Consider the following 26,054-nt stretch of genomic DNA (forward strand, 5'->3'; position numbering starts at 1 on the left):
ATGAGCTATATCCCGTACTCGTAAATTGACGAGGTCGCAGCCTCGTAATTTGCTATCGATGGCTAAATTGAAGAGGGCGAGGTCTCTCGTCTTTTTGGCAAGCTGTAGACGAACACGGATGGCCCAGATGTCTCGAAGGCGCAGAGGCGCCTTCTGTCCAACCAACTTGCCTTTATTCCAAGGTGTAGGTGTACAGAAGATTTCAGTCGGAACGTTCATGGCATGATCCTCCATCAGGTGGAGGTCAAAGAATGGATCAATTCGTGCACATCATGTGCTAAGGTTAATTTAAAGTCGGGGCTCGACCGAGGCTGTGTGAAAACGAAGTGGCCGCTATACATTGCCAAGGTCCCCAGAGGAAATGGTGATGAAGCGATTCGTGGTAGGCGAGGCCCGAGACCAAAGCACGTTATTTCCTACGCTTTTGGACGACTTCATCGCCGAGGACAACCCGGTTCGTGCCATTGAGGCATTTGTTGAGGGGCTCGACCTTAAAGATATGGGCTTCAAAGGTGTTGATCCGCACGCTACCGGGAGACCGGCTTATCATCCGGCTGTTCTTCTGAAGCTCTACATCTATGGTTATCTCAACCGTATTCAGTCAAGTCGCCGGTTAGAGCGAGAGACCCAACGTAATGTCGAGCTAATGTGGCTGACTGAGCGTTTAACACCCGATTTCAAGACGATTGCCGATTGCCGATTTCCGAAAGAATAATGGCGAGGCCATTCGCCGTGTTTGTCGAGAGTTCATCGTGCTTTGTCGACGCTTAAACCTGTTCTCACAAGCTATTGTGGCGATCGATGGCAGCAAGTTTAAAGCCGTCAATAACCGTAATCGTAATTTCACGGCGACCAAGATGAAGCGTCGCCTTGAGCAAATTGAAGAAAGCTTTGAGCGGTACCTGGGCCAACTTGACGCGGCTGATCGCGAAGAGCCTGCGCTGGCAGAGGCAAAGACCGCCCACCTAAAGGATAAAATCAGGAAGCTGAGAGAAGAGACGTCAAGATTACAAGTGGTTGAAGAGAAGCGCTTACAGTCACCCGACCAACAGGTCTCCTTAACGGATCCGGACGCCAGAGCTATGGCCACGAGTGGCAGAGGTACCGGAACGGTGGGATACAACGTGCAAACGGCGGTCGATAGCCAGCACCATCTGATTGTCGCTCATGAAGTTACCAACATCGGCCATGACCGAGGCCAGCTGTTCAAAATGGCTAAGCACGCTCGGGAAGCCACCGGTAATAAAGAGCTTAAGGTTGTGGCTGATAGAGGCTACTTCAAAGGCGAAGAGATCCTGGCCTGTCACAAGGAAGGTATTACGACTTATCTCCCGAAGCCACTGACATCGCCAAGTCAGGCAAAGGGGCATTTTCCAGGGTCGGCATTTCGTTATCTACCCGAGCGCAATGAATATTCTTGCCCAGCAGGACAACGGCTTACTTGGCGGTTTGAATCTGAAGAGAAAGGACAAAAGCTGCATGCTTATTGGAGTTCGTCATGTGCAAGTTGCTCCATAAGGGAGAAATGCACGACGGGAAAGCAGAGGCGGATAAAGCGTTGGGAACACGAAGATGTACTTGAAGCTGCGCAAGCCCGACTGGATTGGAACCCTGCAATGATGCGATTAAGGCGACAAACGGTGGAGCATCCATTTGGCACGTTGAAAGCTTGTATGGGGGCGACACATTTCATGACCAAACGACTTGAAAATGTGAGTACGGAAATGAGTCTTCATGTGTTGGCCTACAACTTGAAGCGAGTCATAACGATCTTGGGTGTGAATGGTTTAATAAGGGCTACAAGGGCGTAACGGGCCCTTTTACCTGCATTTTAAGAAGCCTTAAAAGCCAAGTAGGCACATTATACTGGCTTCATAACGCAAAGAAGTAACGGCAGCATCATTGAAACAGCGGATCAGTAGGGCGCCGCTGCGATAAAAGAAGAGAATGTCGTGGGTCAGGCCATATTTTCTGTTTTCACACGGCCAGGACCCTGAGCGGACGTGCCGGTCAAAGCGGCAATCCATGCGGATTTCGGTTGGAGGGGATTGCTCAAACGCAAGGATGAAATTTTGAATAAATATGACGAAAATCGAGCGAAAGAAGAACAAAAAAACGCCCGAGGCAATACTGATTCTGAGTCGAACCCGTGAAACCGAGAATCAAAGTGTTACAATTAAAATTCCACACAAAGTACTAAATTCGTCGTCCTGGCCAAAAGCCCGATTCTCCCAAAGCCCTCAACAGAAGTTGGCCATGATGGCCTATGCACTACCTTTGAACCCCTTTTAAATGGGTGGATTACTGAATCTAATACGCCGATGATGGCATGGTCCACACTAAGTTCCAGGGGAGGCTCTCTTTGGCTGAAGGAACGTACCGCTATCAGCAGTTGGAGCAGTGGATACTGCAAGGCATCATTGAAGGTCGTTGGACGCCGGGGGATCGTCTACCATCCATTCGAGAGATATGTACACAACAGGGTGTGTCAAAAGCCACAGTCCAGCATGCCCTGCAGCGACTTGAGGCCCAGGGAATTCTGGAGGTTAGGCCTAGGGCAGGACATTTCGTAACCCTGATGCCAAAAACCACGCAACCACCTCGGGTGATATCCCGTATCGATGCCCCGCGCCCCGTCAACGTTAGTGATTTCCTGCTGGACATTATGGATCGAAAGGCGGCGTTCGACCTTCTGCCCGAACTGCATGCCGGCAAACTGCCACCAGGAATCGTAAGTCTCAACCGGGCCATTGGGAGGGCGCTTCGGAGACAGTGTGGTGCCGACTTCCAGTATTACGACACACCGGCAGGCGATATGAAGTTGCGGGAGCAGCTTGCGCTTCTGCTGGCTAAACGAGGGTGGGCAGTTACGCCAGATAAACTATGTATAACCTCTGGCTGTCAACATGCCTTATTCCTGGCGCTAATGGCCTGCTGTCAGCGCGGGGACGTCGTCGCCGTGGAATCGCCGGGTTTCTATGGTGTACTGCAACTGCTGGAACAACTCGGTTTGCAAGTCATGGAAATACCAACCTCCACGGCAAGCGGTATGGATATGGATGCCCTTGAGGCATCCCTGGAGCGCTGGAAAATCCAGGCATGCGTCGTGTCTCCGGCGTTTGCCACGCCAGGGGGGGCGTTGATGCCTGAGGATTCCCGGCGACGCCTGATGGCGCTGGCGGAAAAGTACGATCTGGCCATTATCGAAGACGATATATACGCCGAGTCGGGATTTTTCCGGGTACCCGACACTCTTAAAGCGCTGGATGAGAACAATCGGGTCATCCACTGCAGTTCGTTTTCCAAGGTGTTATCCAGGGACCTGCGCCTAGGCTGGATTTCAGGGGCGCGCTGGCATCAGCGGATACTGCACCTTAAAATGGTGACTCAATTGGCAAGTAGCCGCTATTTGCAGCAAGGCGTTGCGGCTTTTATGGAAGAGGGTGAACTGTCCGCTCATCTCCGCAGGCGACGAAAGGTGCTGAGAGAGCAGCGCGACCGGTTACTGGCCTCACTGCACGCCTGGCCGGTGCCGGTGAGAGTGACGGTACCCCAGGGCGGCTTGGCGGTCTGGCTGGAACTGCCCACAACAATCGACACCTTGGCTGCTTACCGCAAGGCGCTTGACGCAGGTGTTGTGATCACGCCCGGCCCGCTTTTTTCAGCATCGGGTAAGTATGGCAATTGCCTGAGGGTCAGCTTTTCCCATCCCTGGGATGAGCGAAGGATCCATGCCCTGAATCAACTACCAGAGTTGCTGAATCTCACCTGACTGCCCATCTGTCCCTATCGAAAATTAAAAATTTGAACCTGCACCGATCCGGCGAAACTGGATAATCTCACTTTCAAATAGAACGAATGTAAGTGAGTAATGAGCCAGAATAAACTGCTTCGCAATATCGATACCAAGCCTGACAGCTCCAGGCTCATGGATAAAATTCATACCCGCAGTTTCAAGGGCTATTTCAGGCGCCTGAGAATTCTTGGGGGAGCTCTCCTCTTTACTCTGTATTTTGGAACGATCTGGTTGACCAGCGGCGACCGCCAGGCGGTCTTATGGAACCTTTCTGAATTGAAGATCCTCAATAAGGGTCAGCACAGCCAGAGTTATAACATCGGTGTGTCTGGAGTGGACGGCCTGCAACTGAGCTCTGTAGCGACTGTGTCTGTAGGAGCAGGGGAGAGAGTTGAGCTACCGGTTACCATATCCGTTGCACCAGAGTCCCTTGAGACTGAAGTCAGTGCTATCAATTTCCATCTTCAATCAGTGAAAGATCCGGCACTGAAACTCGTCGAGAACAGTAAATTTATGGGGACAATCCGATGACTGACCAGCCCGTGCATGAGGTCATGGATCGGCTTTCTCCGTCAATCTTCGCCGGTCTACTGACCGTCAATGGTGTGCTCACGTACGCCAATAAAGCCGCGTTGGATGCCATTGGCGCGCGAGCTGAGGATGTGCTGGGCCGACCGTTTGATGCCACCCCCTGGTGGGGATTCTCAGACCAGAGCCGGCAACGTCTGCGCGATGCGATACGGGACGCCGGACAGGGGCATACATCCCGTTTTGACGTGCTTATCCTTGATCGCAATGGTCGAGTGCGGACCATGGATTTCAGCCTGCATCCGGTCTACGACGACAAGGGAAACGTCACCTATATGGTACCTTCCGCGCGCGACATCACGGAGCGCAGGCAGGCTGAGCGGGAGCTGCGGCTGACCCAGTTCGCAGTGGATCACGCGCGGGGCGCGATGTTCCAGATCGATGCCGACGGGCGGGTACGCTATGCCAATCGCGCGGCCTGCGACATGCTCGGGTACGCCCGCGAAGACCTTACAGGACGCTTGCTTTCCGATATCGATCCCACCATGACGGAAGGGGTCTGGCGGGAGCATTTGCACGAGTTGAAGGCGCAGGGCTCGGCACGACTTGAGTCACTCGCCCGCCGCAGCGACGGGGGACTGATCCCCATCGAGGTAACCGCCACTTACATCGAGTACGAAGGTGAGCCCGTCAGCTTCTCCTATGTCGACGATCTCACGGCCCGCAGGGCGTCCGAGGAGCGCATCCACTATCTAACCCGATTCGACGGCCTTACCCGGTTGCCGAACCGGACTGCACTCCACGAACGCCTCGAACAGGCCATCGAGTCGGCGCAACTCAGCAACTCGTCTGTGGCACTTCTGATTGTCGGGCTCGACCGCCTGGGGCTGGTCAACGACGCCCTGGGGCACGCGGGCGGAGACGAGGTGCTCCGCGCCATCGCCGAGAGGCTGTCCGCATGCGCGGAAATACCCGCGACCGTGGCCCGTATTGGCGGGGACGAATTTGCGATCATGTACACGACAGATACGCAGCAGGATCTCCATGCCGAGTATTGGACTCAACGCATCCTTGAGTCGGTCTCCGAGCCCTTGCGGATCAACGATCAGGAGATCTGCGTAACCTGCAGCATCGGTTCTGCAGCCTATCCATTCGACGGAGCGGACTCGGGAGAGCTGTTCAAGAATGCCACGTCAGCACTGCGCCGCGCTAAGGGCCGGGGGCGCAACATGCACCTGGCCTATGCCTCGGCGGCGGCCAATCGGGATCCGGAGCGATTGGCCCTGGAGTTGGCGCTGCGCGGCGCGCTGAAGCACGGCGAGTTCAGCGTGTATTACCAACCCCGTATTGACGTGGACAGCGGTGCCCCCGTCGGCGCTGAAGCACTTCTGCGATGGCATCACCCCCACATGGGCATGATCTCGCCGGCGCGGTTCATCCCTGTTGCGGAGGAGACAGGCCTGATTGAATCAATCGGGGAATGGGTACTACGTGCGGCGTGCGAGCAGAACCGGCTCTGGCGTGAAAGTGGCCTGATGCCCGGGCGCATCGGCGTGAACCTCTCTGCCCGACAGTTCCGCCACGCAGACCTCGCGCTGCGGGTGGTACAACTGCTCAAGGAGACCGGACTTGACCCGCAACACCTGGAACTCGAGCTGACCGAAAGCATGCTCATGGAGGATGTCGATACGGCGGTCGCAACGATGACGTGCCTCAAGGATTACGGCGTGAGCATCGCGGTGGATGACTTCGGCACCGGGTATTCCGGCCTGAGCTACCTGAAGCGTTTCCCGATCGATACACTTAAGATCGACCAGTCGTTCGTCCGCGAAATCACCAGCGATCCGGCCAGTGCCGCGATCGCCGACGCCATCATCGCCATGGCCCAGCGCCTGAATCTGGATGTTATCGCCGAGGGCGTGGAGACACTGGAGCAGTGCCGATTGCTGCGTGAAAGCGGATGCCGGTATATGCAGGGTTACCTCTTCGCAAGGCCGGTGCCGACAGAGGATCTAACTAAACTGTTGCGTGTGGGGCATGTCGGCAGGCACCTCTGACGCGGTTTGTGTTGATGCGGCTTGTTCGAACACGGCCAGCAGTAAAAAAGAACCAGGGTATGGAGTTGGTGCTGGCGGTTCATTCGCCCGGGATGGCGGGGCCCTGCTGCTTCGTGCCGCCTTGCTTTCAGTCTACCTCGGGCTATACTTATTTAATCTTCTCCCGGGCTCTGCCCCCTCCCAAGTTTTACTGGGCTCCGCCTCTTCTCCAAGGCTTAGCGGTTCCAATATGACTGTTGTAAGCCATACAACGGTACAAAGGAGGGATCATGAACAAGAGTCCAGAAAAATCACAGCAAATATCATGCGATATCTGCCAGCAACGCCCTGCGGCTCTGCAGGTGACCGTTTCACAGGCCGGTCGCAGACGCACTCTCAACGTATGCCAAACGGATTATTTGCGCCTAAGAGCACGAAGTGCCTCTCCGTTTGAATCCCTTTTTGGAAGCGGGCTGCTCGCCGACGATTTCTTCGAGCGGCTGGCGCGAGACGAGGATTTCGGCTTTGGCAGTGTCGCCAGCCGAGAGAACGGCCGGCCGCAGGATAGCGCATCGGTCGCTCTCGGTGACTTACTTAGCGAGCAAAGCGAGCAGATTCTGCAGCAAGCCGCGGCTACCGCGACGGAGTGGGGTTCGCAGCTGATTGATACCAGCCACCTGCTTTACGCGCTGGCCGATAACGATGTGGTGCAGGCGCTCCTCAAGCGATACCAGCTATCGGCCAAGGACCTCAAGGCCCAGATTGAGCAACTGACGCCCAAAGCTGCGAGCGAACCCGAAACGGACGGACCTACAAAGATCGGAGTTTCCCCACGGGTGAAAGCCGCGCTACAGCGCGCCTTCCAGGCGTCGAGAGACCTCGGGCATGGCTATATTGGTCCCGAACACCTTCTGATCGGTCTAGCCGAGGAGGAGGGGCTGGCCAGCGACTTGCTGAACCGTTATGGGCTCTCTGCACACGGTCTTCGGCAGAAGGCTGTGCAGGTGGTCGGAAAGGGGGCACAGGAGGGGCGGCTGCCGGAGCAAAGCGACACGCCCACCCTGGACAAGTACAGTCGGGATCTTACGGCATTGGCTAACGAGGACAAGCTGGACCCGGTGATCGGGCGAGCGGCCGAGGTTGAGACCCTGATCGAGGTTCTTTCCCGGCGCCGCAAGAACAACCCCGTTCTTATCGGTGAGCCGGGGGTCGGCAAGACCGCCATTGTCGAAGGGCTGGCGCAGCGAATTGTTCACAACGAAGTGCCGGACCTGTTGCAGAACAAACGGGTGGTTGAGCTAAACATCAATTCGCTGGTGGCGGGCTCCCAGTATCGTGGTCAATTCGAGGAGCGGATCAAACAAGTCCTCGACGAGATTACGTCCCACCAAAACGAGATTGTGCTGTTCATCGACGAGCTGCACACCATTGTCGGCGCCGGATCGACCGGGGGTGAAGGCGGGCTGGACGTCGCGAATACCCTCAAGCCCCAACTGGCGCGTGGCGAACTGCATTTGGTCGGGGCGACCACGCTGGCCGAATACCAGAAGCACATCGAAAAAGACGCAGCGCTAGAGCGGCGGCTGCAACCGGTGTTCGTCGCCGAACCAACGATTGAGCAGACCATCAATATACTAAGAGGGCTCAGGGATCGACTGGAGGCTCACCACAAGGTGACGATCACCGACGAGGCGATTGTCGCCGCCGTCGAGATGGCCGACCGCTACGTCACCAACCGGTTCCTGCCGGATAAGGCCATTGATCTGATAGATCAGGCGGCTGCCCGGGTACGAATCGGCGGCACGTCGCGGCCGCCGGAGCTTCACGAGCTTGGTGCGCAGATCAATCAATTGCGGCGCGAGCGTGACTACGCATCCAACCGCAAGAATTTCGAGCGCGCGAACGCGCTGGAAGCTCGTATCGAAGAACACCAGGGCGACTATGACCAAGGCCTGGAGGAATGGAACACGACCCGAAGCACTAGCGCTAACCAGGTGGGCGTCGAGGATGTGGCACAGATCGTTTCGCGTCTGACCGGCGTTCCGGTGGCAGAGCTCACCACCGAGGAACGCACCAGGCTAATGGAGATGGAACAGCGTCTACATGAGCGTGTTATCGGTCAAGACGAGGCGGTAACTGCCGTATCCGATGCCGTGCGCCTGTCACGAGCCGGGCTCGGCGACCGTCGCCGTCCCATCGCAACCTTCTTCTTTCTCGGACCCACGGGCGTGGGAAAGACAGAGCTGACCAAAGCCCTTGCGGAAACAGTATTTGGTGATGAGGAGGCGATGATCCGCGTTGACATGAGCGAGTACATGGAGCGGCATACGGTCGCGCGCCTCATCGGGGCGCCTCCTGGGTACGTCGGGTTCGAGGAGGGGGGGCAGCTTACCGAAAGGGTACGGAGAAAGCCGTACAGCGTCGTTCTGCTTGACGAGTTCGAGAAAGCGCACATGGACGTCCAGAACGTGCTGCTGCAGGTCTTCGAGGATGGGCGGCTCACTGATGGCAAGGGGCGTGTGGTGGACTTCACCAATACCATCATAATAGCCACAAGCAATATCGGTTCTGATCTCATCCGGGAAAACCTCGAGGCCCCGGAGGACGAGCGCAAGGACGCCGCGGAATTGAAGTCGGAACTGTTGAACGTGCTTCGTCGCTATCTCCGCCCGGAGTTCATCAACCGCATCGATGAGATCATCGTATTCCACGCACTCGACCGCAAACAGATCCGTGACATCGTAGGTCTGCAGCTCGAGCGCGTGAAGCGTCTCGCCCACGGGCAGGGCTTGGCGGTAGAGTTTGACGACTCGCTCGTCGACCATTTGGCGGATGTCGGCTACCGGCCAGAGTTCGGTGCGCGCGAACTTCGTCGCCAGATCCGATCCCTGATCGAGACGCGCCTTGCGAGTGCCGTATTGCGCGGCGAAATAGAGGAAGGCGATAGCCTGCGCTTCATCTACGACAAGGATCGAGGTGAAATCCATTGGGAGAAGGAAACAATGGTGCCTGCCTCCGAACCGGAGTGACGAAGCCGCGCGGGCGGCGGACAGGAGGGCATGATACATGTCCAGAGGAAAGCCCCTACAAGGGGGTGGCGGTAGTAGGTCGCGCCGCGTAGGTTCCGCACTCGCTGGACGGTTCTCAGAGACACGCCTTGCTTGGCCGAACATGTCCTACTACCAGCGCTTCGAGCAGATTGTGGCGATAATTCTCACGCTGCTGCTCAGTCTCGTGGTCGCGGTGGCTCTCGTCCATCTGACCTGGCGCATCCTCACGCTGATTGTGCTTGGTGTTGTCGATCCTGCCAACCAATCTGTCTTCCAAGTGGTCTTCGGCATGGTCATGACGTTACTGATTGCCCTGGAATTCAATCATTCCGTGCTGAGTATAGCCGAGCGTCAGAATAGTATCGTGCAAATCAAGACCGTCCTGCTAATTGCGCTCCTCGCTCTGGTTCGAAAGTTCATTATCCTCGATGCCACAAAGATCGACCCCATGACTCTGCTGGGGCTGAGCGCGGCGATTCTGGCTCTCGGCGCAATCTACTGGCTGGTGCGAGAGCAGGAGGGGAGGCAGAAGCGCGAATAGTGAAGAGGCTAGCGGGAGGGTCGTTACGAGAGTGAGGTGCGCAAATCATGACACCATGATGCTCAGTGAGTATCAACCTGGGTCGGGTAGGTTGTTGCCTCGACTGTATCGCTGTATCTCGCTGCCTTGCAGCGGGAGCAAATGGAGGAAAAAGCATGTTTACTCCGAATTCCATTCCCTATCAGCAACAAGCTGGCTTTCAGCGCACCTACCGCCAAGGCCGCCTGAGCCTTGGCCTTTTCTTCCCTCTCGAAGCCTTTACCGGCGATATGCCGACTATGACCAACCAGGTAAGCTTGGCCCAACGTGCCGAACAACTGGGTTTCTCTGCTCTCTGGTTTCGGGACGTGCCGTTACGCGACCCCAGCTTCGGGGATTCGGGCCAGGTGTTCGATCCCTGGGTCTACCTGGGTTTTATGGCCGCACACACCCGTTCGATTGCGCTGGGTACCGCGTCGGTCATCCTGCCAATCCGTAATCCACTACACACTGCCAAGGCCGCAACGAGTGTCGATCAACTCAGCGGTGGCCGTCTGTTACTCGGCGTGGCTTCCGGTGACCGTCCGGTAGAGTTTCCGGCATTCGGTGTTGATCCGGAGCAACGCGGCAGCCTGTTCCGCGAATATCTCAAGGTATTTCGCGAGGTTCAGTCCAGCAGTTTCGTGCCTTTAACCTGGTCCGACGGCACGCTTCAGGGAGCCGATCTGATTCCCAAGCCAACCACAGCGGAAATTCCATTCTTCGTGACCGGCCATAGCCGCCAGACGCTGGAGTGGATCGCCCGCTACAGTCATGGATGGATTAGTTATCCGCGCCCCCCGAAGGCCCAGCAAGTGGTTGTCGAGAGCTGGCGCACGGCGGTTCGTGATGGATGTGGCGAGCTGTTCAAACCCTTCACCCAGTCACTTTACCTCGACCTGACAGATAACCCGCAGACACCCCCACGGCCGATCCACTTGGGGTATCAACTGGGACGGCATCACCTTATTGCGCTGCTCCACAGGTTGCAGGAGATCGGCGTAAACCATGTGATTATCAATTTGAAATACGGCCAACGACCTGCCGGCGAGGTCGTTGAGGAAATCGGCCAATTCGTTTTACCTGACTTCGCTATGCCGGCATAAAAGCCAGCCGGGAACTATACGGGTAGGCTATCGCCAGTGTTCAAAATCTAGCCGAAGAAGGCGAGAGTGCGAACCTCGATACTCTCGCGAGGCGGTGCTCCTGGCGGCGTATGGGGGTCCTGGAAGGCCGTATGGGGGGTGAAGAGTGCACGGCCGTCGTGACGTGAGTCATACCCTTTGATCAGTAAGGCCTCGTCACGGCGCATGTCCGGAAAATAGTACCAGCGCTGGAGCGGATTGTACGCCAGGTGGTAGATCTCACCGATACGGTCCGGATAGACCAGGTCGGTGGCCAGCAGGTCATCGGGGTCGAGCGTCGATGCGTCCAGCAGGGCCAGCGGCGAACTCTTGACGGGCCCGCTTATCGGGCGCCAGAGGTTGATCTGAGCCACTGGCACCGCGTCGGCCTGATCCCTGCCCAGCACTTCGCGGATACGTTCAAGCCCCGAGCGCTCGGTGTAGTCATTATGCACGCGGCTGGCCGGGCCGTGAATGCCCCGTTGCTCGGCATCGCTACGCCGAGTGTGGTCGAAGATGACGACCCGGCTCGCCCCCGTCAGTTCTTTGATCAAAGCCTCGACTTCGGCGTAGTAGACGCTTTCCACCAACGTATCGTCGTAAAGGTCGTCGACCACAGTATCCCGCCGATGAAGTTCGAATCCCTGCTTGTCCAGAGAAAGGCTGTCTACCAGCGGTCGGCCGTTATATATCGTGACTTCGCGCTCCTCTTGTTCTGCAAAGTATTGCGGTTCACTGTCACCGGTCAGAGCCTCGGTATGCACATAGGGCTTCGCGTCGTGCTTGACCAGATAGGTGAGCGTCGTGGTGATGCTGGCGGGCATGTCCGTTGTGCGCTGCAAGAAACACCTCCTGGTCCGCTGAACGCGTCCAGAGTGGTGGCACCGTGGAGGCGTGATAGCTGGTGTAGGTTTCTTCACTACCAAGTGTAGGCCATCAGAAGGGAACTTTCCCTGCCTTGACCCTGTTCTTTGGCAAATGTTACGTCGCGGCGTAATCGCTCACAGGGTTTACCTTCGCGTAGTGAGCTATAGTGTTACTAGAGTCCCACTCTGTATTTCCTTTACCCGTCAACCTGAGGTCATTATGGCCGAGTCGACCCACAATCCGAACGGTCAGCCGGCCTCAACCGACACCGTGTATGGAATGCCGGCCTATGCCGATAGGGCGGCGGCCGTGAACGAAGTGCATGCACGCCCACACCTCATGATTCAGGCCCCGAGGGAGATGTTGCAGTTCGCTTTCATGACGGGAGGAAATCTGACCAAGGATAAGTTGGCGATGAATGAGTTGTCTGATCGTCTCCGCGTGGCTGAGCCTGACCAATCTACCGCATTTCATGGCTTGACCTGGGAAGACGGAGGACTGCATTGCGAAAAGCACTCGGAGTATTCCACGTATCTGTGGTGTGCCGAGCTTGATCCCGAAACAGGAGAACCATGCGGCGAGAATCCGTTCAAGCATGGATTCATCCCTCCCGGCCCGGTGGTATCGGGCGTGCGCCTGACCTTTCTTCCATGGAATTCAGATACTGAGAAGGAGGTAGATCGCTTCGATCCTTCCAGCCTTTGTTACTCGCTGGTAGAAAGTGGGAACGCTGCCATCCTGACCGATTTCCGACAGGATGAAGACGGCCTGACGCACATCCTGATCCTTGCGCGTGATTTGAAACCCGCGCGAGCGGGGGCGCTGGCGCAACGCCTTCTGGAGATTGAGACCTATCGGACCTTGGCCTTGTTGTCGTTGCCATTGACCAGGTCAATGACGACGGAGCTGCGAAGCATGGAGTCACAACTGGCCATGATGACTGATGAGATGTCTACGAACTCGGAATCGCGGCGTGACAACCACCTACTTCTGTCAGAATTGACCAGTCTGGCGGCAAAACTGGAGGCCTGCGTTGCTGCGAATCTCTATCGATTTGGCGCCAGCCGGGCTTACTACGAGATCGTTGAAGAGAGGTTGGCAGCGCTATTGGAAGAGGGGGTGTCCGGATACTTCACCTGGTGGGATTTCCTTCAGCGTCGTATTGCTCCTGCGATGCGAACCTGCCTTTCGGTTAAAGAGCGCCAGGCCAAGCTCTCCGACGAACTGACCCGAAACATCTCACTGCTGCGCTCCTGGGTCGATGTCGAACTGGAACGTCAGAATCGGGACTTGCTGGCGTCGATGAACAACCGAGTCAAGCTGCAATTGCGTCTTCAGCAAACGGTTGAAGGGCTGTCTGTGGCAGCAATTTCGTATTACGTCGTGAGTCTTTCAGGCTATTTCCTGAAGGGAATTCCATTCATTTACGATGTTGTCACACCGGTGATGTCGGTACTGGTACCCGTCGTGATGCTGTCGATCTGGTGGAGGGTTCGTCGGATCAGACATGCCCACGAGGATTCCACGGCGTTGTAAAAGTCTTAATACGAACTACCGGCTTGAAGCGCGGAATGGGGTAATCGTGGAGCGGCCGGTAGGGATGCCAGCATTTAATGGACCCAGTCATCTAATCTCTTGGGGTAGGGGTAGGGCAGCGAGCAAGGCCGGCTGATGGGGCCCGGCTTCAATTTTTGGTTTCAATTTCTCCAATGACTATAGCGAGAGTCGCGCTATGCTAATCTTCATCTAAGCTTGGATATACTAGGCGGGCTTTACAGGGGCCCACTCCTAAGTCCGCTAGCTACGTCGTCAAGGAGCGCTTATGACCAAGGCTCAAAACGAGGTCTACATCAAGCAGCCCGCAGCAGAAGGGATCCAGACGGTTAACCCATGCCGAAAAGTGGTGGGCCTAGTACCTGCTCCGGAGATGTCCGCTGAGATGGCCGAAAAGGTAATCGACCAGTTACCCGAACTTCTGGCCAACTACGTCGATGACCGGTTGAGCTGGGAGGTTCAACTGATCGTTGATCCGTTGATCGGCGCTGCAGAGGTTTCCACCGATATCATCGGGAGTATTCTCGAATACAAGCGGCATCAGCAGTGGGACTACGCGATTTGCATTACCGATTTGCCGATCCAAAAGCATGGACGTTTCGTGATCGCTGAAACCAGCACGGTGCATGGCGTTGCAATAATCTCATTACCCGCTTTCGGCATTACCGCGGTACGCCGTCGCCTGAGCGAAGCGATTCTGCAACTGGTCAACGAATTGCATCATGGCAGCTCGGAAGAGGACCGTGCTCGCCAAGAGCAGCGTACCGAGCAATCCTATAAAGTTCACGAGAGCCTGCGTGGCAAAGGTGCCTGGCAACTACTGGGCAGGCGCCTCTACGAGAAGTTGTTCCCAATACGGCGGGTCACGCGATCGGGCGAGGGAGAGTCCTTCGACGTTCGCTTCATTGCCGATTCATGGATTAACGGCAATCTTCGCATCCTGGCCGGCATGGTGCGCGCCAACCGCCCCTGGACCATCTTTCCTGCTTTCAAGGGCGTCATCGCAGTAGCGTTCGCGACCGGCGCCTATGGCCTAGTGTTTCCCACCCTTTGGAAGCTCAGCGCCAATTATGGCTGGCCTCGCCTTGTTCTTCTGATGGGAGTCTCCATGGTGGCGATGATCGCCTGGATCATTCTTGCGCATTCTCTTTGGGAGTCGATAAGAAACTCCCCATTGCCACACTTGGTTCGCCTCTATAATACGGTCACTGTACTGACGCTAAGTACTGGGGTCATATTCTATTATACGATCCTACTGGGTCTGTTCTGTTTCACGGTCCTCGTTTTCATTCCGGCCAACATGCTGGAAGAGCAACTCGGCCAAGCGGCCAGCCTTTTAGATTATACTGCCCTTGCTTGGCTCGCGACTTCGGTTGCCACCATCGCTGGTGCCCTGGGGGCCGGATTGGAAGATGAAGAAACCGTCAGAAACGCTACTTATGGCTACCGGCAGCGACGCCGCAACCAAGAAGCGGATAAGCGCTGATGCGCGGCGACAATTAAAAGACGCAACCAAACGTGGGACGGCCTTTTATTGCCTCTTTGTTTTCGCGATCAACCATTGTTCTTTGGTGGTGTCCATGCCAGTGTTTCGTCCTCGGTTAGCCGTGCGTCCTCCCGCATGGCATGATCCAATGACTCTTCGAGCTTCATGAACAACTCCCCGTAGCGCGGGCTGAAGTGAATGCCTTCTTCTATATTGCGCCATGTGTCGAACAGTTGATCTTCGTGGGCTTTTTCACTGGCGATAAAGGAGTGGGTCATCCGGCGGGCCCGTTGTGGGTGGACGCCCATGGCCGTGAGGGCCTCGCCGCCGAGTTCCAGAGCGGAGTAGTAGGTCTCGCTCACCACGTCGTCGGCGCCGGCTTCACGCAGCTCGTAACCATGGCCGCGGTCGAAGGCGCGGGCCAGTATCCAAACCTCCGGGTAAAGCTGTTTGACGTGACGCACCAGGCTCACGGCCCGGTCGCGGTCATCGATGGCGACGACGAGCAGGCGTGCCTCGGCAATGCCGGCGGTTTCCAGTAGCTGGATGCGGGTGGCGTCGCCAAAGTAACTTTTCAGTTGGATCAGGCGCAGATTTTCGATCTGATCCAGAGCATGGTCCAGGGCTACGCTGGGAATGTTGTTGACGCGAAGCAAACGACACACGATCTGTCCGAAGCGGCCGACCCCTGCCACGATCACCGGGGCCTGCTCTTCTATCTCATCCGGCTCTGCTTCTTCATTGGAAGCCTTCTGATAGCGCGGCAGCACCACCCGGTCATAGACAATGAACAACAGCGGTGTCAGGAACATGGACAGGGCCACCACCAGTGACAGCACCTGAGCGGTGTCTGCAGGGATAACTTGGTTCTGGGTACTGTAGGTCAGCAGCACAAACCCGAACTCACCGGCCTGGGCCAGCCCGAGGCTGAACAACCAGCCTTCACTGCCGCGGATGCCGAATGCGAAAGCCAGGCCAAACAGAATCAGCGTCTTGCCAATGATAACCGCCAGGGCGAGAAGAAAGATCGTATCCCAGGAAGCCGCCAGAACGCCGAAATTGATTCCCGCGCCTACTGTCATGAAGAAAAGCCCTAGTAGCAGCCCCTTGAAAGGTTCGATATTGGCTTCCAGCTCGTGCCGGAATTCGCTGTTGGCGAGGACCACACCGGCCAGGAATGCGCCGAGCGCAGGCGAGAGGTTCACCAGGCTCATGAGCGCCGCGATGCCGATAATCAGCATCAGGGACGCGGCGGTGAATACTTCCCGCATGCCGGATTGCACCACGTAGCGGAACAGCGGCCTACTCAGGTAATGGCCACAGATAATCACGATCACGATCGCGCCGACAACGGCCAGCCCATGCGCCCAGCCCGGCAGGTTCTCAACCAGGCTGAGGCTGCTATGCCCGCCCTCGCTGCCACTACCGGTCATTCCGGACACGGCCAGCAGAGGGATGACGGCCAGCATGGGAATCACCGCAATGTCCTGGAAAAGCAGCACTGAGAAGGCACTCTGCCCACCTTCGGTTTTGACTAGGCCCCTTTCGGTAAGTGTCTGCAAGACAATCGCTGTTGAGGAAAGGGAGAAGAGAAACCCTACCGCCACGGCTGTTTGCCAGGCCATCCCCAGGGACCAAGCAAAACAAGTGGCGGCGGCTGCAGTCAGTGTAACCTGCAGGCCGCCAAGACCGAGCAGCCGGACCCGCATGGCCCAGAGGGATTTGGGGTCAAGCTCCATCCCCACTAGGAACAGCATCATTACCACGCCGAACTCAGCAAAATGCTGAAGAGTGAGGGCCTCCTGGCCCACCAGCCCCGTCACCGGGCCTATAACCACACCGGCCACCAGATAACCAAGTACCGACCCCAGCCCGAACTGTCTGGCCAGTGGCACCGCGATTACCGCCGCCACCAGGTAGATAAACGCCTGAACAAAGTAGTCAGTCATTAGTCATGTCCGTAGGTCGAAAACTAGAAATCCGCTCTTCTAACCTTAGACCAACGGCTGCATTTCGCTTCCGGTATCGAAAATGGGGGACAAAAATGGGGACAGACCTGTTTTCTTCACCCCAATGATCAGCGTGGCCATAACCGTCAACTGGTAACCCGTGTGATTCATCACGGTCTTGTTAAAGTGGCTGATCGCACGCTTCCGGCTCTTATTCTTCTGCCAACGACATGGCAGCACCGCCACATATGCTCATTTATTCTCTAAATACTTGTCGCTTATAATATCAAGTAAAGAGGGCGGGGCGCTTGCTCACGGCCCCCTCGACCACTGGACGATGCCTTAAGAAAGGCGGTCGTGGTGGCGGTTAGGACAATGCGGCCAATCTTGGCCCTCCTCGCATCAGGGTTGGCCACCAATTGTCGGCGGCGGCTCCCAGGTGCAAGGTCACCCGCAATGCATGCATGGTGAGCGTGGCGGCGACTTTTAGCACCTGCTCGCGAAACCTCATTAGGCTCCACCTCTTACGGTTTTGATTCCCCATCAGGCAGCTCAGGCCGTGCGGATATTGTTTCAATCTAACCATTAGTTCTAGTTCGTTCTGGGCCTTCGGCCCTCCACCGGATGGCCTTTTCTCCGCTTCGCTACGTAAAGGACGCTGCTGAATGTTGGCGTTACATCAGGAAAGTCTCAATGGCGGCTTCTGGCCGATACCCGAAGCACACGGCATGATCTTTTTCCTCTCTGATTGCAAAGCCTATCTAGTCCTCGCCTAAGTTATCGAACACCATGAACTCAGTCAGATTTCCAGTTAACCTTGGTTAACGGAGGTCCCACTATGAACAGTACACTCAAAACACTACTCAACGATGCAGGGCTTAGCCCCCAAGGTGCGCTGCAACCCCTAAGCGGTGGCGATAGTGCCGCTACTTATCGGCTGAGCACGGATGCTGGTGATGTAGTGGTGAAGAGGGATGATCCAGCGCGACTGGCGGGTGAAGCGGATGGGTTACGAGCCCTCGCGAGTGCTAACAGTAGCTTGATTATCCCAACGGTGCTCGCCCAAGAGGGTGAGTGGCTGGTGATGGAGGCGTTGGAAACAGGTTCCTATCGTCATTTCTCAGAAGTCGATTTGGCGATGTTAACCCTCTTCGGATCACCCGGTGAGGCGTTTTTTGAAGCATACTGGAATGGTAACGCGCCCGCTGATTGGCCAAGGCGAGAGGCGCTGTTCCAGCTTTACCCGCTACTTAACCATGTGTTCTTGTTTGGAGGAAGTTATCGAGCGGCTTTGGAGCACGCGGTAATTAAGCTAGAGGCTTACCAAGCTTAGTGCCACTAGCTCGACTTTTATTACCCCTCATTTGGCAGAGGGCTTACTACTAAGTGCGCGCAAGATTGAGTTACTTTGCAGGCAATGGATACATAACCACCTATGATCAGATCAATATTACGCTGGCTTTTATGCCTTATGGCACTGTTGGCGCTGCTATTAGCGGGCCCTGCCTGGATGCTGGCAAGCGGTACCATTGCGACAGATGTGCACTGGTCTAGCCTTGATCGCACCTCTGCAGGCTTAGCGCCCTTGCCCGAGAGTTCTAGCGAGGCAGTGGTGCAAGTTTATGCTGCTAATGCTTACAACTGGCGCGGTGCCTTTGGTGTGCATCCCTGGATTGCGTTTAAACCAGAAGGTGAGCCGGATTACCGCATTCTTCAGGTGATGAGCTGGCGTCGTCCAACGGTCGTCAATGTCATCGATATGCCCGACCGTGCTTGGTTTGGTAATGCTCCAATGCTGCTTGCGGATTATCGCGGTGATGCAGCCGCAGCACTGATACCTAAGATTCTCGAAGCGACTGAACGCTACCCAAGCGCTGAGCGTTATCGTGTATGGCCAGGGCCAAACAGCAATACCTTTATTGCCTGGGTTGCCCGTGAGGTTGAAGGTTTTGATGTGGCACTACCGGTCACGGCGGTAGGGAAAGACTTTTTATTTGGCAGCGTCTTTGCGCCGACGCCTAGTGGTACGGGTTACCAGCTCTCTCTTGGTGGCGTGTTGGGTCTTATGCTGGCAAAAGAGGAAGGCATTGAGCTTAACTTGTTAGGCTTGAGCTTTGGTATTGATGTGATGCGGCCCGCCTTGAAACTACCGGGCATAGGGCGGCTAGGAATGCCCGCGCGGGTGTCAGGTAGCTGAACAATCATGATATAAAGCGCTGAGTATATATTTACAGATACTTTTATACTAAAATAGTATTTGCAGATAAATAGTATTTGTAGATGGGTTGCGAGGAGTAACCATGCAAACGGCACAAAACATTGCTCAAAACCGAGCAGCGGCTGCAGCGGGTTTAAAAGCGGCGGTGCGGATTTTGGATAAATGGCGCGCGTCTGGCGAGCAGGGCGAGGCGATCTTACGGGTTTCCCATAGCACCTACGCCCGTGCCCGGCGGGGCGATATTGCTGAGATTAAACTGGATAGCGATCAGCTTACCCGGATCAGCTACTTGCTTAATATCCACGCGTCGCTGCGGGTGATCTTTGATAATCCAGAGAACCTGTATGGGTTCGTTAATATGATTAACCATAACCCTTACTTTAATGGTCGCACCCCACTGGAAATTATGGGGTCGGGGGATTTTGCCGCGCTCTATGAAACGTTCAAGCGCGTCGATAGCCTGCGAGGTGGTCAGTGGTAAAGGCCGCTGACGTGAATAAGTTGCCCGCTCGGGAAGTGACGGGCTATCGCTTGGTCAATAGTAAGTTTCCACCGATTGATCTCTTTGATGATGTGGCAAGCGCTGAAGAGTTTACCGCGCTGCATGCACTGCAGGCATTAACCAATCCGCGGTTACAGAATGAAGTCGGTAATTTAGCGCTACTCCCGCCGGAACGCATCCCTTTCGGTATTCGTGGCTGCTCCTATGCGGTTGCGCCGTTTACCCATGTCAATCCACAGGGCTCGCGCTTTAGTGATGGCAGCTTTGGGGGGCTCTATTTAGCCGATACGCTTGAAACGGCCATTGCGGAGGTAAAGCATCATCAGCAAGTGTATTGGCAAAATGTTCCAGAGTTGCACTACGAGCGATTTGTCTTTCGTGGTTTAAAGGCAATATTTGATGAAGGGGGACTAGGCGATGCGCTGGCGCTACCTATCGACCATGCTATTTATGCGCCAGATGATTACTCAGTCTCGCGGCCATTCGGTGATGACGTTCGGCGATCTATGGACGGGCTTCGCTACCACTCTGTTCGCAAGCTCAATGCACGCTGTTGGGCATTGATGACGCCCACCAACGTGGCCGACATTATCCAAACCACCCACTTGGAGATGATTTGGAACGGTGCTATTTCCCAGGTGAACCATCTACGTTTTTCTCGGCGATAATCAGCGTTTAGCTGTTCTGCTGCTGCTCGGTAAAGCGCTGCATAATGGCTAGCGTTTCATCGCTCACATGGTGCTCCATACCTTCTGCGTCAATGCGTGCCGTTGAATCCTTAACGCCAAGCGCACGCAAGAAATGCAGCACGATATCGTGGCGGGCGCGTGACGTTTCTGCCATTTTTTGACCCGCTTCGGTTAGAAACAGCGAGCGATATGGCTTACTAGTGACCAGCTCCAGCTCATTTAACCGCCGAATCATTTTTGAGACCGTCGCCTGGCTGACCGCCATACGGTTGGCAATGTCTGCCGCACGCGCCTCACCGCGGTGAGCCAGCAGGTCGCCAATTAGCTCAACATAGTCTTCGATCAGTTCGGTTTCGTGGGCATTTCGCACCGTTGCATACTGCTGGGCATGCTGCTCCACAGGGGGCAGTGCATCTCCAGGAATGCTTGGGGTAGTCAATGAGGCGTTCGGATTAGAATCAGTCATTGGTAAATTATATCGGAAGCAGTGGGAACAATCATTGGATAGTCGGGGGATGGTAACGTATTTTTGTGCAATATTGTTAGCCAAGGCTAAACTGTTTGCACAAAGCTTTCTTGTGGAGCTAAAGTCCCCTTATCGTTCATGAACAAAAAGTGAGAGGCAACGAGTAAGCGCAATCAAGGTATGGCTCTGTTGGTCTTTATGGCGCTGTTGTTCTCGCCCAAGCAGGGGGGGGGCTGATGCGTTTTTGGCGCCATCGTCAAATTGGTTAGCACTACGTATTCAAGCGTTTACGACGGCGGCGACTGCAGGCATTCCCAGGTTTTCTCAGCAATACCGATGCCAGCACCGGTCATCAGCAAATACGTTTGATCTACTCCAGCGGCATGCAGCGGTTCGGCTTCATCCTGGAAGTGGATGCCCGCAATAATGTGGCCAGTGAAGCCCGCTTCGCGTAGTTCGCGGGTGGCAATAAGCTTGCTTTCAAGTTCCGGAGTGGCTAGCGTAACAGCTGTTATTTGCGCAATATCAAGGTGGTGCCAAAAACCCACATCCTCGATATCACCATAAAAAACATGCTGTTGAGTATTTATTTTATTGGGATCTGAATCAATCCCCACTGCCGCCAAACCCTTATCGGTAAAAAAATCGTAGGCGGCGTTACCTGTTCTACCCATGCCCAATACCAGAATGGTAGCGCTACCTAAGTTTACCGGCTGCTCGTCAGGATGTCGGGCGTACCGCTCAAAACGGAGCAGGCTATTTTCCCAACGATCAAACAGTTGATGGGCGATGCGGTTAAGCGGTGCAGCGATAACAAAGGATAGCGCAACGGTAATTGCTAGCGGAACAAGCCACTCTGGCAAAGTGCTTGCAGCGACGATCAGGCCAAACTCGCTGTAAGCCGTCAAGCTTAAGCCGCCCAAAAAGGCGTTGCGTGCCCTGATTCGGAAAGCAATGAGTAGTGCAAAAAACAGGATCCCTTTAAGCGGAAGCAGAACTGCCAGGATAGCTGCAAATAGCAGCGCATCTTTATCAGGTAAGCCGGCCATGCCTATCTGCAGAAAGAAGCTGACTAACAACACTTCTTTCAGCCCCCAGAGCGCCTTTGATAATTCCTGCGCACGGGGGTGTTTGGCCAGCAGCAGGCCCATGACCAAAGCGCCTACTTCAGAGCTTAAACCCACTGCTTCAAAGCCCATGCCGCCAACGGCAATAGCTAATACGGCGCCTAGTAGCACCAGCAGTTCATCGTGCTGCGCCGCGTTCATAAGCCAATAAAGTACCGGCCTTAATAGTGGTACCAAAAAAACCAGCACGGCCCAGGGGCTAGGGGAGTCACCGCTGTAGACACTAAGAACCGCTAAAGCCACTAGATCTTGAATAATTAGAATGCCAATCGCAATTCGGCCGTGTAGGGCGCGTAATTCGCGTTTGCTTTCGAGTACTTTGGCCGCTAATACCGTGCTTGAAAAAGACAGTGCAATGGCCAGTAGGATCGCTTTGTCCAGAGGCAGCGATAGAAAAACAACAAAACCTGCTGTAAACAACAGACAGGTAATTGCCAAGTGTATAAAGGCGCTTCCCAGCACAACGGGCTCTGCCAAACTGCGGATATTGAGTTTAAGACCAATACTGAACAGCAGTAGCAGAACCCCTAGATGGGCAAGGTGCTCAAGTAGTGGGCCCGCATCACTTGGGAGGCCAATACTGGGGCCAAAGGCATTGAGTGCAAACCCTGCTGCTAAGAACCCTACAAGGGGCGGTAAACTTAGCTGCCGCGCTGCGATGCCAAAAACAAATGCTACCGATAGAATAACCACTTCAAACATGCCGGATCCCTAGAGCGCGTCACGGTGCTGACTATCTGCCAACCCGCCAGTGCTTTTGCATTTCTATAAAAGTGAACGATGCTGACCAAGTGATCAAAACGAAGCCTGTTAAGGCCAGCGTGCCGTACAGAAAGCGTACCGGCCCCATGGCATAAATATCGCCATAGCCCACGGTGGTATAGGTCACCGCAGAGAAGAAGATATAATCAAGGACGTTGAAGCTGTCGTACCCTTGTAAAGCGCCGATGCTTAACTGGTCGGTTAACCACCAGCCAGTAATCCCGAACAGCCAAATTTCAGCAATGTGTGTCATTAACACGCCAAACGCCATCCCCAGGATGCGTTGTCGGTGGGGACGTCGAGATTTTTCTATTTGGTGCGAAATAAGCCACAGGGCTTCATAGTGAAGCAGCACCGCAATGACCACGGTGATAAAGGTGGTTACCACCACGGTGACATGCTCAGGGTAGGGAATAGTCATCTTAACAAGTAGTCAACCTTTGCTCGTTAGCATAACCGAGTTCCCATCAGTAGTAAGGCAGCATCCATATGCCGCCAGCCCCACCATGCGAGCATTAAGCAGATAAGCAGCAGAATGGCCGCCATGGCCTTGAGTGAGTTATTGGTTGTCATGAGGCCACCGTTGTTGGCTGCGAGCGCTCGAGCGGCTTTTCATTGATAAACCAATGTAGTGCAGCAGCGACGACCGAGAGCACAATAGCCATTTGCCATACTGTATTGTAATTGCCAGTAAGGTCATAAAAATAGCCACCTAGCCATACCCCCATAAAAGAGCCTAACTGGTGAAACAGAAATACGATGCCGCCCAGCATGGAGAGGTGGCGAACACCAAAGACGGAAGCCACAATGCCGTTGGTCAGTGGCACGGTGGAGAGCCATAGTAACCCTATGACGATACCAAATATATAAGCGCTCACAGGGCTCAACGGCAAATAAACAAACGCCGTAATTACCACGCCGCGAATCAAATAGAGCCAGGTGAGCAGCTTGGGTTTTGACCAGATGCCGCCCATCCATCCTGCCGTATAAGTGCCGACAATATTAAACAGCCCCACTAGCGCCAGTACCGTTGTTCCCACTTGCACCGCCAGGCCGTTATCGAATAAGTAGCCGGGGAGGTGTACGGCAATGAATACCACCTGAAAGCCGCAGACAAAAAAGCCTAAACAGAGTAGCCAGAAGCCTTTTTGGCCAGCGGCTTCATTGAGCGCATCTTTCAGGCTTAAATCGGATGCCGTTTTGGCGGAGGGCTTATCACGCAGCATGGCTCCCAAAGGAATGATAACAGTGGCAATGGCGGCCATGGCCATTAGCGCTGCCGCCCAGCCTAGCCACTCTAGCAAACCAAGTGTGCCGGGCAGCATCGCGAACTGCCCAAACGAGCCTGCCGCGCTAACAATGCCCATGGCCATACTGCGTTTTTCAGGTGCCACTGCACGACCAACAGCGCCAAGGATCACCGAGAAGGTTGTCCCAGAGAGGCCAAGGCCAATCAACAGCCCAGCGCTGACCGTCATGCCCAGCACTGAGGTAGAGAGGCTCATAAACAGTAGCCCCAAGGCATACAGCAAACCGCCAACCACAATAATCTTGGCCGCACCGAAGCGATCCGCCAGTGCCCCGGTAAAGGGTTGCGATAAGCCCCAAACCAGGTTTTGTAAGGCGAGCGCAAAAGCAAATACGCCGCGCCCCCAGCCCAATTCGCTGCTAAGCGGCTCCATAAAGAGCCCGAAGCCATGGCGTAAGCCCATGGCTGTGGAAAGAACCAAACTTCCTAATATAATCAACAGCAGCGAGTGGTTGCGAACGAATGCCATGGTGTTCTCTTTATTGGCAGGCTAACAGTTAGCTCACTATCGCATGCGTTGTGCGCTTTTAGAAGCTAGGAATAGGCAAGTAAGGCAGTATTAGTTTTACGCTATTAATCTGCTAAAATCCGCCCCCTTTGCCGTTAATGACCTTCCAATAGCTCTAGGACTTTTCATGAATGCAGTAATTCTTGCGGTGCTGGTGATGGTGGCACTGTCGCTTGCACGTGTCTCGGTAGTATTTGCGCTTGTGGTGGGCGCTTTAGTCGGTGGTCTAGTGGGCGGGTTGTCACTAGAACAAACGCTGGACGCCTTTAATACAGGCGTTGGCGGCGGGGCCCAGGTAGCACTGGCCTACGCCACCTTGGGGGCCTTTGCGGTGGCGATCTCCCGCTCTGGCCTACCGGATATGCTGGCTAATCGGTTGATTACGTTATTGGGTAAAGAAGAGGCCAGCGTTGCGCAACAGACGCGGGTCAAAATGCTGTTGCTAACGGCAGTGCTGTTGGTGGCTATTTCTTCTCAGAACGCGATCCCGGTGCATATTGCCTTTATACCGGTGCTGATTCCACCGCTGCTAACCGTGATGAATCGCTTAAAGCTGGATCGACGCGCAGTAGCATGTGCGCTTACGTTTGGTTTAACGGCGCCGTATATGCTGCTTCCGGTAGGGTTTGGGGCGATTTTTCTAAATGATATTCTTTTGGCCAACTTAAATAGCGCTGGGGAGCCGCTAGGTTTAGAGATTACTCGGGGCATGGTGCCGCTGGCCATGGCGGTGCCGGTAGGGGGCATGGCGCTGGGGCTAATCGTTGCGCTATTTTGGAGTTACCGCCGCCCGCGTGAGTATCAAGCCGAAGATATCGCTAACGCCAACGTTACCGCAGGCCATACGCCCTCCAAACCGCATATGCTGGGGCTTGTTATGTCGGGGGTGGCGATCGTCGCAGCGCTCGGTCTCCAGCTTTATAGCGGCTCGATGATTTTGGGGGGCTTGGTAGGGATTGGTCTGCTTTCAATGGGCGGCATCTTTAAGTGGCGTGAAGCTGACGATCTATTTACTAGCGGTATGCGCATGATGGCGCTGATCGGTTTTATCATGATCTCTGCGGCGGGCTTTGCAGAGGTAATGAAAACTACCGGTGAAATTGATGCTCTGGTGTCAGGAGCCTTTGCGCTATTTGGCGATAACCGAGGCTTAGCAGCGCTGGTAATGCTGCTGGTAGGGCTATTTATTACGCTGGGTATTGGCTCATCGTTCTCAACCATCCCGATTATTGCCGCGATCTTCGTGCCCTTGGCGGTACAGTTTGGCTTTTCACCCATGGCTACGGTAGTTCTGGTGGGCACGGCAGCGGCATTGGGTGATGCTGGCTCGCCCGCTTCTGACTCTACCTTGGGGCCAACATCTGGCCTAAACGTTGATCGTCAGCACGATCATATGTGGGACAGCGTGGTGCCGACGTTTCTACACTACAACATTCCGTTAGTAGGCTTTGGCTGGCTAGCGGCAATGATGCTCTAAAAGCTCTATCTTCAAACTAAAAAGGGACAACGCTGTTGTCCCTTTTT

The 26,054-nt window shown here is 55.0% G+C and carries 20 protein-coding genes and 4 pseudogenes; 14 read left to right on the plus strand and 10 right to left on the minus strand.

From position 1 onward, the window contains the following. Window positions 1-219, minus strand: a pseudogene (locus tag ACT3UM_RS23420) (integrase); the annotation flags it as partial. A 148-nt stretch (window positions 220-367) separates the two neighbouring features. Between ACT3UM_RS23420 and ACT3UM_RS23425 the strand changes: the two are divergent. From ACT3UM_RS23425 to ACT3UM_RS23455, 7 genes and pseudogenes are all read left to right on the plus strand, one after another. Next, window positions 368-1,811 (plus strand): annotated as a pseudogene (locus ACT3UM_RS23425) (IS1182 family transposase). 551 nt (window positions 1,812-2,362) lie between these two features. Then, window positions 2,363-3,772 carry an aminotransferase-like domain-containing protein gene (locus ACT3UM_RS23430; RefSeq protein ID WP_498902412.1) on the plus strand — a complete coding sequence of 470 codons (1,410 nt, stop codon included), beginning with the start codon at window positions 2,363-2,365 and terminating at the stop codon, window positions 3,770-3,772. A 99-nt stretch (window positions 3,773-3,871) separates the two neighbouring features. Further along, complete coding sequence (locus ACT3UM_RS23435; RefSeq protein WP_498902413.1) at window positions 3,872-4,327, plus strand: FixG Ig-like domain-containing protein; 456 nt, start codon at window positions 3,872-3,874, stop codon at window positions 4,325-4,327. Continuing rightward, the gene (locus tag ACT3UM_RS23440; RefSeq protein ID WP_498902414.1) at window positions 4,324-6,381 is read left to right on the plus strand and encodes a putative bifunctional diguanylate cyclase/phosphodiesterase; all 2,058 of its coding nucleotides are present in this window, start codon (window positions 4,324-4,326) and stop codon (window positions 6,379-6,381) included. Before ACT3UM_RS23435 ends, ACT3UM_RS23440 begins: the two co-directional genes overlap by 4 nt. Window positions 6,382-6,650: 269 nt before the next feature. Further along, window positions 6,651-9,389, plus strand: coding sequence for an ATP-dependent Clp protease ATP-binding subunit (locus ACT3UM_RS23445; protein WP_498902415.1), 2,739 nt, complete (start codon window positions 6,651-6,653; stop codon window positions 9,387-9,389). 142 nt (window positions 9,390-9,531) lie between these two features. Further along, the gene (locus ACT3UM_RS23450) at window positions 9,532-9,951 is read left to right on the plus strand and encodes a phosphate-starvation-inducible PsiE family protein (protein ID WP_176303196.1); all 420 of its coding nucleotides are present in this window, start codon (window positions 9,532-9,534) and stop codon (window positions 9,949-9,951) included. 155 nt (window positions 9,952-10,106) lie between these two features. Next, a complete protein-coding gene (locus ACT3UM_RS23455) occupies window positions 10,107-11,075 on the plus strand; it encodes an LLM class oxidoreductase (RefSeq protein ID WP_498902416.1) in 969 nt (322 codons plus the stop codon). A gap of 47 nt (window positions 11,076-11,122) precedes the next feature. On the opposite strand, the gene ACT3UM_RS23460 is transcribed toward ACT3UM_RS23455, so the two are convergent. Continuing rightward, window positions 11,123-11,935, minus strand: coding sequence for a CmcJ/NvfI family oxidoreductase (locus tag ACT3UM_RS23460; RefSeq protein ID WP_498902417.1), 813 nt, complete (start codon window positions 11,933-11,935; stop codon window positions 11,123-11,125). Window positions 11,936-12,179: 244 nt separating this feature from the next. Here ACT3UM_RS23460 and ACT3UM_RS23465 point away from each other — a divergent pair, with 244 nt between their 5' ends. Then, complete coding sequence (locus tag ACT3UM_RS23465) at window positions 12,180-13,496, plus strand: DUF3422 family protein (RefSeq protein ID WP_498902418.1); 1,317 nt, start codon at window positions 12,180-12,182, stop codon at window positions 13,494-13,496. Window positions 13,497-13,782: 286 nt separating this feature from the next. Further along, window positions 13,783-15,000 carry a hypothetical protein gene (locus ACT3UM_RS23470; protein WP_498902419.1) on the plus strand — a complete coding sequence of 406 codons (1,218 nt, stop codon included), beginning with the start codon at window positions 13,783-13,785 and terminating at the stop codon, window positions 14,998-15,000. A 68-nt stretch (window positions 15,001-15,068) separates the two neighbouring features. Here ACT3UM_RS23470 and ACT3UM_RS23475 read toward each other — a convergent pair whose 3' ends face one another. Beyond that, window positions 15,069-16,949, minus strand: a complete 1,881-nt coding sequence (locus ACT3UM_RS23475; protein ID WP_498902420.1) for a monovalent cation:proton antiporter-2 (CPA2) family protein — start codon at window positions 16,947-16,949, stop codon at window positions 15,069-15,071. 367 nt (window positions 16,950-17,316) lie between these two features. Further along, window positions 17,317-17,556, minus strand: a pseudogene (locus ACT3UM_RS23480) (IS1380 family transposase); the annotation flags it as partial. Window positions 17,557-17,787: 231 nt separating this feature from the next. Between ACT3UM_RS23480 and ACT3UM_RS23485 the strand changes: the two are divergent. From ACT3UM_RS23485 to ACT3UM_RS23500, 4 genes are all read left to right on the plus strand, one after another. After that, entirely contained in the window at window positions 17,788-18,282 is a 495-nt protein-coding gene (locus tag ACT3UM_RS23485) for a fructosamine kinase family protein (RefSeq protein WP_498902421.1), read from the plus strand. A 138-nt stretch (window positions 18,283-18,420) separates the two neighbouring features. After that, a complete protein-coding gene (locus ACT3UM_RS23490; protein ID WP_498902422.1) occupies window positions 18,421-19,146 on the plus strand; it encodes a DUF3750 domain-containing protein in 726 nt (241 codons plus the stop codon). A 103-nt stretch (window positions 19,147-19,249) separates the two neighbouring features. Further along, window positions 19,250-19,648, plus strand: a complete 399-nt coding sequence (locus tag ACT3UM_RS23495) for an antitoxin Xre-like helix-turn-helix domain-containing protein (protein WP_427386855.1) — start codon at window positions 19,250-19,252, stop codon at window positions 19,646-19,648. An 11-nt stretch (window positions 19,649-19,659) separates the two neighbouring features. Continuing rightward, entirely contained in the window at window positions 19,660-20,337 is a 678-nt protein-coding gene (locus tag ACT3UM_RS23500) for an RES family NAD+ phosphorylase (protein WP_498902423.1), read from the plus strand. Between the two features lie 7 nt (window positions 20,338-20,344). Here the strand turns inward: ACT3UM_RS23500 and mntR are convergent, their stop codons facing one another. The 6 genes and pseudogenes from mntR to ACT3UM_RS23530 form a co-directional block, all read right to left on the minus strand. Continuing rightward, window positions 20,345-20,824 carry a manganese-binding transcriptional regulator MntR gene (mntR, locus tag ACT3UM_RS23505; protein WP_498902424.1) on the minus strand — a complete coding sequence of 160 codons (480 nt, stop codon included), beginning with the start codon at window positions 20,822-20,824 and terminating at the stop codon, window positions 20,345-20,347. 287 nt (window positions 20,825-21,111) lie between these two features. Continuing rightward, window positions 21,112-21,504: an NAD-binding protein gene (locus tag ACT3UM_RS23510; protein WP_498902429.1), complete on the minus strand. Its 393-nt coding sequence runs from the start codon at window positions 21,502-21,504 to the stop codon at window positions 21,112-21,114. Window positions 21,505-21,645: 141 nt separating this feature from the next. Next, a pseudogene (locus tag ACT3UM_RS23515) lies at window positions 21,646-22,653 on the minus strand (cation:proton antiporter domain-containing protein); the annotation flags it as partial. A gap of 31 nt (window positions 22,654-22,684) precedes the next feature. Next, on the minus strand, window positions 22,685-23,134 hold the full coding sequence (locus tag ACT3UM_RS23520; RefSeq protein ID WP_498902425.1) for a potassium channel family protein: 450 nt from the start codon (window positions 23,132-23,134) through the stop codon (window positions 22,685-22,687). Between the two features lie 26 nt (window positions 23,135-23,160). Beyond that, entirely contained in the window at window positions 23,161-23,286 is a 126-nt protein-coding gene (locus tag ACT3UM_RS23525; RefSeq protein WP_498902426.1) for a hypothetical protein, read from the minus strand. Further along, on the minus strand, window positions 23,283-24,491 hold the full coding sequence (locus ACT3UM_RS23530) for an MFS transporter (RefSeq protein ID WP_498902427.1): 1,209 nt from the start codon (window positions 24,489-24,491) through the stop codon (window positions 23,283-23,285). The genes ACT3UM_RS23525 and ACT3UM_RS23530 overlap by 4 nt, the downstream gene beginning before the upstream one ends. Window positions 24,492-24,657: 166 nt before the next feature. On the opposite strand from ACT3UM_RS23530, the gene ACT3UM_RS23535 reads away from it, so the two are divergent. Next, window positions 24,658-26,007 (plus strand): Na+/H+ antiporter family protein, encoded by a 1,350-nt coding sequence (locus ACT3UM_RS23535; RefSeq protein WP_498902428.1) that lies wholly within the window; start codon window positions 24,658-24,660, stop codon window positions 26,005-26,007. Window positions 26,008-26,054: the final 47 nt, after the last annotated feature.

The organism is Halomonas sp. AOP13-D3-9 (assembly GCF_052379125.1).
Classification (GTDB): Bacteria; Pseudomonadota; Gammaproteobacteria; order Pseudomonadales; family Halomonadaceae; genus Vreelandella.